The 13,663-nt window shown below is 65.5% G+C and carries 15 protein-coding genes; 7 read left to right on the top strand and 8 right to left on the bottom strand.

The features are described from left to right. Window positions 1-63: 63 nt before the first annotated feature. From FYC77_RS02555 to FYC77_RS02530, 6 genes are all read right to left on the bottom strand, one after another. On the bottom strand, window positions 64-1,824 hold the full coding sequence (locus tag FYC77_RS02555; RefSeq protein WP_149079942.1) for a histidine kinase N-terminal 7TM domain-containing protein: 1,761 nt from the start codon (window positions 1,822-1,824) through the stop codon (window positions 64-66). 267 nt (window positions 1,825-2,091) lie between these two features. After that, a complete protein-coding gene (locus tag FYC77_RS02550; RefSeq protein ID WP_149079941.1) occupies window positions 2,092-2,940 on the bottom strand; it encodes a BKACE family enzyme in 849 nt (282 codons plus the stop codon). Further along, window positions 2,937-3,167: a hypothetical protein gene (locus FYC77_RS02545; protein ID WP_149079940.1), complete on the bottom strand. Its 231-nt coding sequence runs from the start codon at window positions 3,165-3,167 to the stop codon at window positions 2,937-2,939. The genes FYC77_RS02550 and FYC77_RS02545 overlap by 4 nt, the downstream gene beginning before the upstream one ends. Before the next feature lie 61 nt (window positions 3,168-3,228). After that, the gene (locus tag FYC77_RS02540; protein ID WP_149079939.1) at window positions 3,229-4,149 is read right to left on the bottom strand and encodes a mechanosensitive ion channel family protein; all 921 of its coding nucleotides are present in this window, start codon (window positions 4,147-4,149) and stop codon (window positions 3,229-3,231) included. Next, window positions 4,146-4,394 (bottom strand): YhbY family RNA-binding protein, encoded by a 249-nt coding sequence (locus FYC77_RS02535; protein WP_149079938.1) that lies wholly within the window; start codon window positions 4,392-4,394, stop codon window positions 4,146-4,148. The genes FYC77_RS02540 and FYC77_RS02535 overlap by 4 nt, the downstream gene beginning before the upstream one ends. Before the next feature lie 84 nt (window positions 4,395-4,478). Beyond that, the gene (locus FYC77_RS02530; RefSeq protein ID WP_149079937.1) at window positions 4,479-4,757 is read right to left on the bottom strand and encodes a ribonuclease P protein component 4; all 279 of its coding nucleotides are present in this window, start codon (window positions 4,755-4,757) and stop codon (window positions 4,479-4,481) included. Between the two features lie 312 nt (window positions 4,758-5,069). Here FYC77_RS02530 and FYC77_RS02525 point away from each other — a divergent pair, with 312 nt between their 5' ends. Both FYC77_RS02525 and FYC77_RS02520 read left to right on the top strand, forming a co-directional pair. After that, the gene (locus FYC77_RS02525) at window positions 5,070-6,779 is read left to right on the top strand and encodes an ABC transporter substrate-binding protein (RefSeq protein WP_238386775.1); all 1,710 of its coding nucleotides are present in this window, start codon (window positions 5,070-5,072) and stop codon (window positions 6,777-6,779) included. Further along, on the top strand, window positions 6,779-7,687 hold the full coding sequence (locus FYC77_RS02520) for a phosphatase PAP2 family protein (protein WP_149079935.1): 909 nt from the start codon (window positions 6,779-6,781) through the stop codon (window positions 7,685-7,687). Before FYC77_RS02525 ends, FYC77_RS02520 begins: the two co-directional genes overlap by 1 nt. A 97-nt stretch (window positions 7,688-7,784) precedes the next feature. On the opposite strand, the gene FYC77_RS02515 is transcribed toward FYC77_RS02520, so the two are convergent. Then, window positions 7,785-8,255 (bottom strand): MGMT family protein, encoded by a 471-nt coding sequence (locus FYC77_RS02515; protein WP_149079934.1) that lies wholly within the window; start codon window positions 8,253-8,255, stop codon window positions 7,785-7,787. Window positions 8,256-8,347: 92 nt separating this feature from the next. Between FYC77_RS02515 and trpC the strand changes: the two genes are divergently transcribed. From trpC to FYC77_RS02490, 5 genes are all read left to right on the top strand, one after another. Continuing rightward, window positions 8,348-9,154 (top strand): indole-3-glycerol phosphate synthase, encoded by an 807-nt coding sequence (gene trpC, locus FYC77_RS02510; RefSeq protein ID WP_149079933.1) that lies wholly within the window; start codon window positions 8,348-8,350, stop codon window positions 9,152-9,154. Further along, window positions 9,151-10,548 (top strand): tryptophan synthase subunit beta, encoded by a 1,398-nt coding sequence (gene trpB, locus FYC77_RS02505; RefSeq protein ID WP_149079932.1) that lies wholly within the window; start codon window positions 9,151-9,153, stop codon window positions 10,546-10,548. The genes trpC and trpB overlap by 4 nt, the downstream gene beginning before the upstream one ends. Next, a complete protein-coding gene (gene trpA, locus FYC77_RS02500; protein WP_149079931.1) occupies window positions 10,545-11,465 on the top strand; it encodes a tryptophan synthase subunit alpha in 921 nt (306 codons plus the stop codon). The genes trpB and trpA overlap by 4 nt, the downstream gene beginning before the upstream one ends. A 24-nt stretch (window positions 11,466-11,489) precedes the next feature. Then, on the top strand, window positions 11,490-12,287 hold the full coding sequence (locus FYC77_RS02495; RefSeq protein WP_149079930.1) for a 2-amino-3,7-dideoxy-D-threo-hept-6-ulosonate synthase: 798 nt from the start codon (window positions 11,490-11,492) through the stop codon (window positions 12,285-12,287). A 326-nt stretch (window positions 12,288-12,613) separates the two neighbouring features. Then, complete coding sequence (locus tag FYC77_RS02490) at window positions 12,614-12,964, top strand: hypothetical protein (protein ID WP_149079929.1); 351 nt, start codon at window positions 12,614-12,616, stop codon at window positions 12,962-12,964. A gap of 30 nt (window positions 12,965-12,994) precedes the next feature. Here FYC77_RS02490 and FYC77_RS02485 read toward each other — a convergent pair whose 3' ends face one another. Then, complete coding sequence (locus FYC77_RS02485) at window positions 12,995-13,615, bottom strand: GNAT family N-acetyltransferase (RefSeq protein ID WP_149079928.1); 621 nt, start codon at window positions 13,613-13,615, stop codon at window positions 12,995-12,997. Between the last annotated feature and the right edge of the window lie 48 nt (window positions 13,616-13,663).

Genomic DNA, 13,663 nt, shown 5'->3' with positions numbered 1-13,663 from the left:
GTGGATCCGTCCCACTCCGCAGATGCGAGAGTCCGTCTCACTCCCCAGACGGGCGAGTATATCTCACTCCTCGAACTCCTCGAGGACGGTAACACCCGTAAACGCGAACCGAGCGCCGCCCTCCGGGGACTCCTCGACGTGGGCTGACCAGCCGTGGGCGGTCGCGATCTGATCGACGATCGCGAGGCCGAGACCGGTTCCGTTTTCCGCAGACGTGTATCCCCGATCGAACACCCGGTCCCGTCGGTCGGCCGGAACGCCCGGCCCGTCGTCGTCGACGGCGAACCCGCCCGGAATCGTCCGGATCGTCACCGACGTCGGTTCGTCGGGTCGACCGACGAGCACCTCTCCGCTCGAGATGGACGTGGCCGCGCGATCGGTCGCCAGTTCCGGCCCCCGGTTCGTCCGGCCGTCGTCCGCTCGCCCGTGTTCGGCCGCGTTTCGGATGCAGTTCTCGAGCAGTTGCTGGAGGCGGTCGGGGTCAGCTTCGACCGTCGACGCTCCCTCAAGGCGGAGGTCGACGTCGGGTGCCCAGACGCTCCGCCAGGCGCGCTCGGCGACCGCCTCGAGCGAAACCGCCGACGGATCGTCGATTCGCCGCCCCGTTCGGGCGAGGTCGAGAAGCCCCTCGACGAGGTTGTCCATTCTATCGGCTGCATCGAGAACGTCCTCGGCGTAAGCGGTCTCGCCCGTTCGGACGGCCCTGCCCGCGGAGCCACGGATCTCCATGAGCGGTCCCTGGATATCGTGGGAGACGACGTCGGCGAACTCCGACAGCGTCTCGTTTTGCTCGAGCAGCTGTCGTTCGCGTCGGATCCTCTCGGTGACGTCCCGGAGGACGATCACTCGGCCGGTGTGTTCGTCACGACGATCGACGCTCGATGAGGTACACTCGAAGTGACGCTCACCGTCGCCGGTCTGCAGGGCGAACTGAACGTGGCCAGCCGTGCCGGTCTCGAGGGCCGTCACCGCTTCCTCTGGGACGTTCGCGAAGAACTCCCGTGCGGTCGCGCCGGCACCGTCTCCGGCGTCGAAGTACCGGCTGGCGACACCGTTGTAGTCGGCGACGCGACCGTCTCCGTCGAGGATGACGACCGCGTGGGGGAGCTCCTCGAGGGCGGTCTGTCGGGCGATCGGGACGACGTCGAGAAACTCGGCCCGGTAGAGCGCGATTGACATGATCGCCGCGCTCCCGACGAGGCCGAACGGCGTCAGATCGTGACCGATGGTAATAATGTCGCCGATCGTGGCCACGTTGGCGATCGCAGCCGGAACGACGGCACTCGCCAGGAGCGCGCTCTGTCGGCGACGGAGGCCGACGGATCGAATGGCTTCGACCGCGAGAAGCGACGTTGCGGTGGTCATGAGGGCGTAGTTCGCCGTCGCCTGGGTCCAGAACCAGCCGTTTCGATCCGATCCCATCCCCCCGCTTGCGGTGACCGCCCCGGGATCGAACGCGATCGAGTGAACGGGGTTCGTCGCGACCAAGAGCAGTTCGACGGCGACGTATCCCGCGAGCGCGCCGACCAGCCACCGCGGCGGCGTCCGCCCGTTGCCGATTCGCAACGCGAGCACGAACCAGCCGACCGAGAGCACGGTCGGCGCGACGAGTCGTCCGCTCCAGGCGAGTGCGGAAACCGTCTCGCCGCCGACGAGGATGCCGAAACCGAGGCTGATCGGCCACAGCGCACAGCCAAAGACGGTGACCGCGAACGCCTTGCTCCCCGGCGTATCCGGCCGGACGAACGGTTTGTACGCGAACGCGAGAATTCCGAGCCCAGTCCCGAGATAGGCGAGTCCAATCCCACTGAGACCCAGGCTCATCGATCGGATTGTCAGTGGTACTGGACAATAACTGTTCGTGAACCACCTCGGGATCGAGTGGTTCGAGACGCCTCCGCCGTCTCGTCATCTCGCGGAACTCCGTTTCGCGACGACGTACCGACGCAGCTTCGCCGCTCGCTCGCAAATGCGAAGCGTTTGCGTCGCATCGAAGGCCTCACCCCTTCGAGATCACGGACATCGAAGTTTTTTGTCTGTCGATCGAGGCACGCGACGAGCTAGGAGTCGAGCAGTGCAGTGTGGGTCGAGTCATTCTCGGAGTCCGAGGAGGTCTCGAGCCTGCGACGGCGACGCGACCTCCCGTCCGAGTTCGCGGGCGACTCGAACCACTCGCTCGACGAGCTGTGCGTTGCTCTCGGCGAGTTCCCCGCGGCGATAGTAGACGTTGTCCTCGAGGCCGACGCGGACGTGCCCGCCGAAGAGGATCCCCATCGTCGCGAACGGAAGCTGGTGGCGACCGAACCCGATCGTGTTGAACGCCGCATCGTCCGGCAGCGAATCGATCGCATTCAGGAGGTTTCGCGGTCTCGGTCTGCTCAGCGTTCCGGGGCCGAAGATGAGCGTCGCGTAGACGGGGTCGGCCAGGTCACGACGCTCGCACAGCCCGTAGAGTTCGTTCAGGTGACCGTCGTTGAACACCTCGAGTTCGGGTTTGATCCCTCGGTCGACCATCTCCGCATGCAGCGAGTCGATCAGCGCGCGGCTGTTCTCACTGGTCAGGTGGTCGTAGCGGTTGAGCGGCCCCATGTCGAGTGAGGCCATCTCCGGCGGTGGATCCGTTCGTAACGGAAGGTGTCGGACGTCCGCCGGCGCTCCAGTCCCGCCCGTCGAATGCTGGACGATCACGTCGTCGGCGTGGCGACGCACGGCGTCGTCGATCTCCTGAAATCGGTCGGTTTCGAACGACCGCTCGCCGTTCGGTCGCCGAGCGTGAAGGTGGACGACCGACGCGCCGGCGTCCTCGACCGCGGCCGCCGCCTGGCCGATCTCTTCGGGCGTCTCGGGCAGGTTCGGGTTCGCCTCCTTGCCGTGGACGCCGCCGGTCAACGCCGCGGTGACGATCACCGGCTCGTCCGCGAGGAACGCCTCGTAGCTCACGGGTTCCCTCCAGACCGATCACGTCGTTGGTCGGTTCCGCCACCGCCGTCGTCCGCGCACCCGAGATATATCTCGCAGTGTTCGTCGTGTGCGAGTCCGTACCGATCGTTACAGATGTCGGCGCGCATCGCCTGGACGAACCGATCGGCCACCGTACAGTACGCTCGAGGCTCGTCGAACTGTGCGTCGCCAGCCTGCGTTCGATACGCGAGATACGGACAGGCCATACCTCGAGTACGCCAGATAGTGTGTTAACAGTTCGCTAGAGAAGACGGTCGGATCGGGTAGCTACTCCGATATCGACGGCGGGGCGACTCGATCCTCGAGTGCGACTCCGCCCTCGAGCGTGCGGACCGGGTAGGGAATGTCGATACCCTCCTCGTCGAAGCGCTCTTTCACTGCGGTGACGTACTCGCCTTTGATTCGGACGAACTCCCCACGCGAGGGGTTTCCGATCCAGAACCGAGACTGGAGTCCGACGTCGGAGTCGCCGAGTTCGGTCAGTCGCACGGACGGCTCCGGATCCTCGAGGATCTCCGGGTGGGCGTTGGCTTCTTCGACGATGATATCGGTTGCCTGCTCGATGTCGTCGTCGTAGCCGATCCCGAAGACGAACTTGAGGCGGAGTTTCTCGGCGTCGACCGGGTTCTTCAGGACGGTTTCGGTGAGCGCCGAGTTGGGGACTGTCAGTAGTTCGTTATCGAACGTTCGAACCCGTGTTACGCGGAGGCTGATATCTTCGACGACGCCCTCGTGATCCTCCCACTCGATCCAGTCACCGAGCTGGAACGGCCGATCCGTGTAGATGAACACGCCCGCGACGAAGTTCCTGATGACGTTTTGCATCGCCAGACCGATCGCGAGCGCACCCGCAGCGGCGATACCGGCGAGCGAGACGAGGAAGTTCCCGAAATCCGCCGCACCGAACGCCGCGGCGAGCGCCACGAAGACGATTCCGAACTTCGCGATCTTTATCAGCGGCCTGCGTGCGTGGCGATCGAGGTCGCGCCTGTCGAACGCTCGCCCGAGCACCGGAAGCACGACGAGCCGACCGAGAAGGTAGACGACGAGAAACGCCAGGACGAACAGGAGAACGCGCTCGAGCGCCGCTGCGACGGTCGCGTCACCGAGTACGCGCTCGAGGAGTTCGCCCACGACCCCGATGTCCGACGGTGGATCGGCCTGTCCCGGGAACACGCCGCCGGTCATCGGTAGAACACTGCCGTATGTCCTCTCGTTTCGACCAGTTCCGCGTCGACCCGGTTGGCCAGATCGGTCGCTTTCTCCTCCGTAGAGTCGCCGGCTCTGGCCGCGCGAAGGAGTTTTACCTTCACGAGATCGCGATCCGAAAGCTGATCGTCGAGTTCGTCGACGACCGATTCGATCCCGCTTTTCCCCACCCAGACCGTTACGTCGAGGTCGTGTGCGCGTCGCTTGCGTTCTTCTCGGTCCATACCACCGGTTGAGGGTACCGAATGATTTGAATCTTCTCGAATCGGTATCTCGCGGGCTGTCGTCCACCGTCGCGACGATCCTCCTCAACCATCGTACGGATACCGGGCGTGGGAACCACAGTCGCAGGTGACGACGACGTGTCCGTCCTGAAGCCTGACGCGAGCGTTCGTTCCCGGTCGCAGGTAGGCATCACACGAGTCACAGGTGAACCGTCGAAACGTCCGAGGGAGTTCGAGCCGATTTCGCTCGGCGACGCGGCGTGCAAGCCGAACGTAGTACCGGGCCCGATCGTCCTCGCCGTCCGCAGCCGCCGCTCGAGCGAGGTCGTGGAGCCGGTCGATCCGTTCGGCCGCGACGTCCATGCGGTCCCTTTCGTCGGTCGACGTATTGGTGTTACGCTCGCGTAGTCGACTCCGGTCGAATTGCAGCGAGGGTCAGCCCACACCGTGCCAGGAATCACGAGACCTCGGACGTCCGTGGTACGGAAATACTGTTATAGACGGGTCAGTTGTATACGACCGTGACTCGTCATCCTCCAGTGGACGACGGTAGCCCGTCGGCGAAATACTGTAATACGACCACTCGCGAAGGTTCACCGACACCGGATGACCGGAACCCCTCGACATAGCGGTACCGCCCCCAGCGGTTCGAATAGCGACTTCAGCCGTCGCGCGATGCTCGCGGGGACGGCTAGCGCGACCGTCGCGGCCAGCGGTTGCATTCGCCAGTTTCGCACCACCGTCAACCGCGACGGTATCGATCAGCTCTCGATCTCGATCACGACCGTCCCGGCCGACAGCGACAGAGAGAGTATCCAGCTTACACGCGCCATCCGCGAATCGCTCGAGGCCGCCGGGATGGACGTCTCGATCGAGATGAAAGCCCAAGAGGAGTTCCTGCGGACGGTCCTGGTCAATCACGATTTCGACGTCTACGTTGCCAACCACCCTGGCGGCGATCCGGACTCCCTCTACGAGAGTCTCCACTCCCAGTACGTCGACGAAGCCGGGTGGCAGAATCCGTTCGGATTCGCGAACCTCGCGTTCGACGACCTCCTCGAGGGCCAACGGTCCGCCGACGACGAGGACCGCGAAGCGGCCGTGGCGACGACGCTCGAGGCGTTCGCCGCCGAACAGCCGTTCGTTCCGATCTGTGTGCCCCAGGAGTATCGGCTCGCACGGACGGACCGGTTCGACGGCTGGGACGCCGACCTCGCGCCGACGGCGCTTGCCTACCTCGGACTCGAGCCGACAGAGGAGGGGATCGAGAGCCTTCGACTCGTCCACACCGACGCCCGACTCTCGGAGAATCTCAACCCGCTATCCGTGGAGTACCGGGACGCTGGGACGATTACCGAACTGCTCTACGACTCTCTCGCCGTTGCGGTGCCACACGAGGAGAGAATCACGGGCTGGCTGGCCGACGACTGGACGTGGACCGACGGAACGATGTCCGTCGAACTCCGCGAGGACGTGACCTTTCACGACGGTGAACGGCTCACCGCCGAGGACGTCGCGTTCACCTATCGGTTCCTCGCGGATACGACCCTCGGCGAGACGGACGTTCCGGCTCCCGCCCCCCTGTTTCGCGGTCGCGTCGCGGCGGTCGACGAGATCGACGTGGTCGACGACGGTCGTCTCGAGTTCTCGTTCGGGGTTGGCGAACCCGCGGCCGAACGCGCACTGTCCGTCCCGATCCTCCCGGAGCACGTCTGGCGGCCCCGGTCGGAACCGGCTACTGCCAGCGGGGTTCGTGTCGCGGCCGGAACGACGGAGGCGCTCGTGACGGGCAACGTCCCACCGATCGGCAGCGGTCCGTTCGCGTTCGTCGACGTCGAGGAACGCGATCACGTCTCGTTCGAGCGCTTCGACGAGCACTTCACGCGTCGGACGAGCGTCTCGCTGCCCGAACCGACCGTCGAACGTCTTCGGGTCGCGATCGATCCGCGCAGCGCGTCAGCGATCGAAGTAATCAACGGAAACGACGCGGACGTCACGAACCGCCCACTCGAGAGCTACGTCGTCGACGACGTACTCGAGACGACTCCCGAAGACGTCGGCGTGCTCGAGTCCCCGTCGCGGCGGTTCTACCACCTCGGGTTCAACGCACGCAAAGCGCCGTTCAGTAACCCGCGGTTTCGACGAGTCGTTGCGGGGCTGATCGACAAGGCGTGGCTGGTCGAGGACGTCTTCGACGGCTACGCGCGACCGACCGCGGTGCCGGTCACGGCAGAGTGGACTCCCGAATCGCTCGCGTGGGACGGCGCGGACCCCGAAACGCCGTTTTTGGGAACCGACGGCGAGGTGGACGTCTCGGCTGCTGCGGCGGCGTTCGAGGAGGCCGGCTTCCAACACGACGGCGACCATCTCCGGGTGAGACGCTGATGTTGATGCGCGTGCTCACGCAGCTGGTCGCGGTCGTCGCCCTGTTGACGCTCGTCTCGCTCGCGGCCTTCGTCGGCCGATATCGCCTTCGCGATACACGCACGGAGTGGCGAAGCCGCGTTCGAGCGGCCGCCCCGATCGCCGTCGTTCTCGCGGTCGTCTTGCTTGGAAACAGCGTCGCGAGACACCTCGTCCCGGAGCTGTCGTGGATGATCGGCTGGAACCTGACGTGGCCGATCTACGACCTCGAGGGGCAGTTTATCATCTGGCTCCAGTCCCAGGCGACGCCGACGCTGACGGCGTACTTCTCGTTCGTCTACATCTACGGCTACGTCTTCTTGCTCGTCTTTCCGGTACTGGCGTACTTCGCACTCTCGAATACGCGGCCGCTGCGCGAGCTCCTGACGGCGTACACGTTGAACTACACGCTCGGACTGGTGCTTTACGTCTTCGTGATCGCGTACGGACCGCGAAACCTGATGCCCGAACTCGTCGACGCACTGTTGTACGATACGTATCCACAGTATCAACACCTGACTCGACAGGTCAACCGGAACACGAACGTCTTCCCCTCGTTGCACACCTCGCTCGCGGCGACGGTTGCGTTTCTCGCCTACCGGACGCGAACGGTGTATCCGAAGTGGTTCGTCGTCGCGACCGTCCTCGCCGTCTCCGTCGCCGTCTCGACGATGTATCTGGGCATTCACTGGTTGATCGACGTTCTCGCTGGAATCGCACTCGCCCACGCGAGCGTCGCGCTCGCCGGTCAGTTCGTCGGACGGTGGTCGCTCTCGGAGCGTCTGAACGGGCGTGTTCCGGCCGTCTCCGACACGGGAGACGACAACGCCCCGCAGGAGGCTCACTCGAGTGATCGCTCCGGGAGCCACAGCGCACACAATAGAGAGTAGCTCCGGGTCACCCACAGCCGCCGTAAACGGCGGCGATTCCCTCGCTGTAAACGGTGGCGGACACCTCGAGCCGCGTCTCGACGCTCCCGAGAGTCGACTACAGTTCCTCGAGCGACCGGAACTTCTGCTCGACCTGGGGCGGTGCGGCACTCGGCCCGTCGCGGATGCGGTGGTCCGGGATCAACAGCGGCGTCGGATTCTCCGCCAGTGCCGTTCTGACGAGAATGACGTCGTCCTCGTCGTCGGGATCGAGGTCCGGAGTCATGCGGACGAGGCTCTCGACGGTGACCTGGTCGCCGTACGGGATTCCCTGTACCTGCTCTAAGACTGCACGCTGGTCGGTCGGGATCGTGAGTCCGACCTGTACGTCCTCGAACGTGACGGGCTCGAGCCCGTCGAGATACTCGAAGATGCGCTCGAGAACCGGGTGGTCGTCGTCTACGGCCTCCTCGTCCGGGAGGTCGGGAAACGAGACGCTGATGACGCGCCCGCTCGCCGCACCGACCTGCACGTACCGGTCTAAGTACGACGATTCCCGCGCGTAGATTCCGGCGTCGGCGTCGTCCATGCGTAGTACCTAGCCGGATGGGACTTGAATATTCGCCGGTCCGGATCGATGGCGCAAGCCTTTTGTACATATTAGTACGTCGATGTACAACAATGAACTCCGAAACGGCACTCGCCCCCGCGGTGGAGTCGATTCTCGAGGCCGCACGGGAGCGGGCCGAAGACAGCCGTGACCGCGACAACGTCTCCGTCGACGCACGCTCGTTCCCGGACGCGATCGCACAGGCAGAAGCTGACGGTCGGGTTCCAGTGATCGCGGAGGTGAAACCGACGAGTCCGACCGCCGACGGGACGCGGCCCGACGATCCGGTCGAACTGGCCGAGGCGATGGTCGACGGCGGGGCGGCGGCGATCTCGGTGCTCACCGAGCCGACGCAGTTCGGCGGTTCACCGGAGGCGTTGACTCGAATCCGCGACGCGGTCGACGTCCCCGTCCTCCGCAAGGATTTCGTCCTCGCGGAGTCGGGGATGGACATCGTCGACGCCGATCTCTTCTTGTTGATCGCCCGGTTCGTCGACGACCTCGAGGGGCTCGTCACGGCCGCACGGAAACGCGGGTTCCAGCCGCTCGTCGAAGTTCACGACGGCGACGAACTGGAAGCGGCGCTCGCGGCGGGTGCGGAGATCGTCGGCATAAATAATCGGGACCTGACGCGTCTCGAGGTCGACCTCGAGACGTTCGAGACGGTCGCACCGCAAGCGCCCGCGGACGTCACGCTGATCGCCGAGAGCGGGGTGTCGACGCCGGCGGACGTCCGCCGGATGCGCGCGGCCGGCGCTGACGCCCTGCTCGTCGGGAGCGCGATCATGGACCACGGCGCGGGCGAAACGGACGTCCGCGAGAACACGCGGCGGCTGACCCGAGCCGAGGACGCGACCGATTCAGAACACCAGACATGACCACGAGCGATCGAGACCGCGACGGCGAGGACAGACGAGATAGCACGACCACGTTCGGCGAGTACGGCGGACGGTACGTCCCCGAGGCGTTGATGCCAGCGATCCTCGAACTCGAGGACGCCTACGAACGGTACGTCCTCGCAAACGAGGACGGCTTTATGGACGAGTTCCGCGAGCGAATGTGCGAGTTCGGTGGCCGGCCGACACCGCTCCAGCGCGCAGGTCGACTAAGCGATCGGTACGACCGAGAGATCTACCTCAAACGCGAGGACCTCGTCCACGGCGGCGCGCACAAACTGAACAACGCGCTCGGCCAGGTGCTGCTCGCGAAGTACATGGGCAAAGAGCGGATCATCGCCGAGACCGGTGCCGGCCAGCACGGGACGGCGACGGCGATGGCGGCGGCTCACCTGGATGTGCCCTGTGAGATCTACATGGGGCGGACCGACGTCAACCGCCAGCGGCCGAACGTCTACCGGATGCGGATGAACGGCGCGGAGGTCAACCCCGTCACGGCCGGCAGCGGAACCCTGAAGGAGGCGATCAACGAGACGATGCGCGACTGGGCGACCACCGTCGAGACGACTCATTACGTCATCGGGAGCGTCGTCGGCCCCCATCCGTTCCCGAAGATGGTTCGGGACTTCCAGGCCGTTATCGGACAGGAGGCCCGCGAACAGATCCGCGAGCAAGCGGGGCAACTTCCCGACAGCGTCGTCGCCTGTGCCGGCGGCGGGTCGAACACGATGGGGGCGTTCTACGCCTTCGTGCCGGACAGCGCGGAGCCACGGTCCGGGGCTGACTCGAGTAGCGCGGAACGAAGTTCCGCGGACAGTCAAGCGGCGCAGCCGCGAGACGACGGCGAGCAAACCGAACCGCGAGAGCACGTCGACCTCGTCGCCGTCGAGGCCGGCGGCTCGAGTCTCGAGATCGACGAGGAGATGGGTCTCGCGCCCAACTCCGCGACGCTTTCGACCGGGACCGACGGCGTGCTTCACGGCGCGATGACCAAACTCCTCCAGCGCGGGGACGGCCAGATCGTCGAATCACACAGCGTCAGCGCGGGACTGGACTACGCCGGCGTCGGCCCCGAACTCTCCCACCTCGTCGAGACCGGCCGCGTGATGCCGGAAAGCGTCGGCGACGAGGCCGCACTCGAGGCGTTCCACCGACTCTCCAGGCTCGAGGGGATCATTCCCGCACTCGAGTCGAGTCACGCGCTCGGCTATCTCGAAGAGGTGGCGGGCCCCGACGCCGACGGATCGGCGGATCTGGGCGACGTGGTCGTCGTCAACCTCTCCGGGCGCGGCGACAAGGACCTCGAAACGGTACTCGAGGAGACCGAAACGCGTGATCTCGCGGCCGCGCCGGACGTGGAGGTGTTCGATCGATGAGCGACGACGACACAATCGAAAGCGAGATCGAGACGGCCATCCGCGACAACCATCCCGCGCTCATCACCTACGTCTGTGCGGGCGATCCCTCCCTCGAGGCGACGGCGGCGTACGTCGAGGCACTCGACCGCGGCGGCGCGGATCTGATCGAACTCGGCCTCCCGTTCTCGGAGCCGATCGCGGAGGGGCCGACGATTCAGGCCTCGATCGATCGCGCGCTCGGGGCTGGCACCTCCCCCCAGGGCTTTTTCGAACTCGTCGACGAACTCGAGACCGACGCGCCGTTGCTGGTGATGACCTACTACAACATGATCCTCCAGTACGAGGCGGCCGAGACGGCAGATGCGCCGGGAACCGACGGCGCTTCCCTGCGGGGCGGACCTGGCGTCGGACCGTTCGTCGAACGCGCCGCGGACGCGGGACTGTCGGGGATCATCGTCCCCGACCTCCCGGCAGAGGAGGCCGATCCGCTTCGCGACGCCTGCGACGAACACGGCCTCGATCTCGTCTTCATCGTCGCGCCGACGACCGAGGGCGAGCGCCTCGAGCGGATCATGTCCCAGGTGTCGGGCTTCGCGTACGTCCAGGCTCGACTCGGAACCACGGGGGCTCGTGGGGACGTCTCGAACGCGACCCACGACAGCCTCGCGCGCCTCGCGGAGTACGACGGTGTTCCGAAAGCGGTCGGTTTCGGCGTCAGCGAGGGCGATCACGCCGCGGAGATCGTCGAAGCGGGCGCCGACGGCGTCATCGTCGGCAGCGCGCTCGTCGATATCGTCGCCGAACACGGCTCCGACGGCGACGCGCCGGCCGCAGACGCCCTGGAAGCGAAAGCCCACGAACTCAAAGCGGGCGCGATCCGTGGTGCGGACGAAACCACCCCCCCGAAAGACACACCGGAACCAGAACAGCCATAACCGCAAGCTTGCTACACACCCGCAATGACCGCGACAGGTACTCAGGCACGACTCGAGCGAATCGGCACAGATGGATCGTACGTCATCGTCCCGATGGACCACGGTATCACGATGGGGGCCGTCCAGGGGCTGAAAGCGATCGAATCGACGATCGACGGCGTAACGAGCGGCGGCGCAGACGCCGTCCTCACCCAGAAAGGGATCGCCCCGCGCGTCCACGACAACAAAAACGGGAAAGGCTACATCGTCCACCTCAACGGTTCGACGACGATCGGCCCGGACGAAAACGACAAGCGGCTAACTGGCACCGTCGAGGAAGCGATCCGCGCCGGCGCGGACGCCGTCTCCTTTCACATCAACGTCGGCTCGGATCACGAACCGGACCAGATTACCCAGCTCTCGGAGATCACCGCGGACGCCGACCGGTTCGGCATCCCCGTCCTCGCGATGGCCTACGCGCGCGGCCCCGGCGTCGACCCCGAGGACCCCGAGGCGCTCGGCCACGCGGTCCGACTCGCCGAGGAACTCGGCGCGGACCTCGTCAAGACCGGCTACAGCGGCGACGCCGACAGCTTCCAGCACGTCGTCGAATCTACCCGACTCCCGGTCGTCATCGCGGGCGGCTCGAAAGGTACCGACCGAGAGACGATCGAGATGGTCCGCGGCGCGGTAGACGCCGGCGGCGCGGGCATCTCGATGGGACGATCGATCTTCCAACACGAGAACCCCGAAGCCATCGCGGCCGCCGTCTCAGGCGTCGTTCACGACGACCTCGCAGCGGAGGAGGCCCTCGAGAAGGCGGGACTGGCGCTCGAGGCCTGATCGGGACTGGTAGACTGATTGTACGCCAGCGGCGACGGGACGATCGGTGCGATAAACCGACTCGACCTTGGTAACGACGGCCAACCGAACGGTGAACCACTACCTACCAGCGCTAGCGTCGTGATACTGCTGACATAACAATATCTCATTCGCTGGAACCGGCGCGTGCAACGTCCGCACGCTCCCGGTGGCCCTACCGACTCGACCCTGGTCGACACGATTCGCCGTTGGTGTGTCCGCGACCAGCGGAACACCGATTTCCGTGGGTCGTATCCAGCCGAGAACCGCCCACCGCACGCGCCCGGTTCGATTCCGGCGGGGAGCCTATGAGTTCCGACGGCGCGTACACGCGCCTTCGCGTTCCCGTCTCCGTAACGCCCGCCCGCCTCGAGCACCTCTGTTGGGCGCTCGTCGTCGTCTCCCTGGTCGGCGACGTCGTGACGACGTTCGTCGGTCTCCACCTCGGATTGGCCGAGTCGAACCCGATCGCACTCCGTGCGATCGAGGGGTACGGTCTCCTCGGCATGCTCGCGCTCAAAGGGTTCGCCGTCGGCGTTGGACTCCTCTGTCGCCCGCTGCTCCCCGAGGAGTACCGGCCGATTATCCCCGCTGGCCTCGCGATTCCGTGGCTGGGGGCCGTCTGCATCAACCTCTACATGATCTCGCTCGTGGTCTGACGACGAAAGACGGACGCCTCGAGACCAGGGCTACTCGATGGACACGACTACGTCCGACCGATTCTCCCGCCACTCTGACTGTGAGACGGTGTACCGGTAGCAGTCCGTGGGATCGTCGCCGATCACGACCCAGTTTCGAACGAGACCGTCTCGCTGGCCTCCGTGGGCGTTCACGTACTTCCGGATCGCACGATGTGAACGATCGTTCTCGACGTCCACGCAGACGGCGACGAGTTCGAGGTCGAGACGGTCGAACGCGACCTCGAGAAACGCAGCCGCGCGTTCGCCGGAGTATCCGCGCCCCCAGAACCGCGTTCGCAGCCACACGCCGAGAGTCATTGTCCGTTTCTTCCAGTCGATGGCGAACCCGGACTCGCCGGCGATCTCGCCCGCACCGTCCTCTCCCGCTTTCGGCCTGATCAGGTAGGCGGCGCCGTCGTCGGATTCGTACCGTTTTGCGACGTGGTCGACGAACTCGAGAGTTTCGTTCGGCGTCTCGTGGGGGTCCCACGTCAGATACTCGGTGATCTCGTCGATCTCCGGATCCGACGAACAGATCTCGTACAACTCGAGTACGTCGACCGTCTCGGGGCGAATCGCCTCGAATCGCAGCCGGTCCGTCTCGATCGTCCCCGGAACGAGCGATCCCATGGCTGGGGCGTCGACTCGGTCCGACAAAGTCTCACCGGTGGTGTGTCA

The sequence above is a fragment of the Natrialba swarupiae genome (assembly GCF_008245225.1).
In the GTDB taxonomy this organism is placed as follows: Archaea; Halobacteriota; Halobacteria; order Halobacteriales; family Natrialbaceae; genus Natrarchaeobius; species Natrarchaeobius swarupiae.
This window is presented reverse-complemented; position numbering and strand designations above follow the sequence as displayed.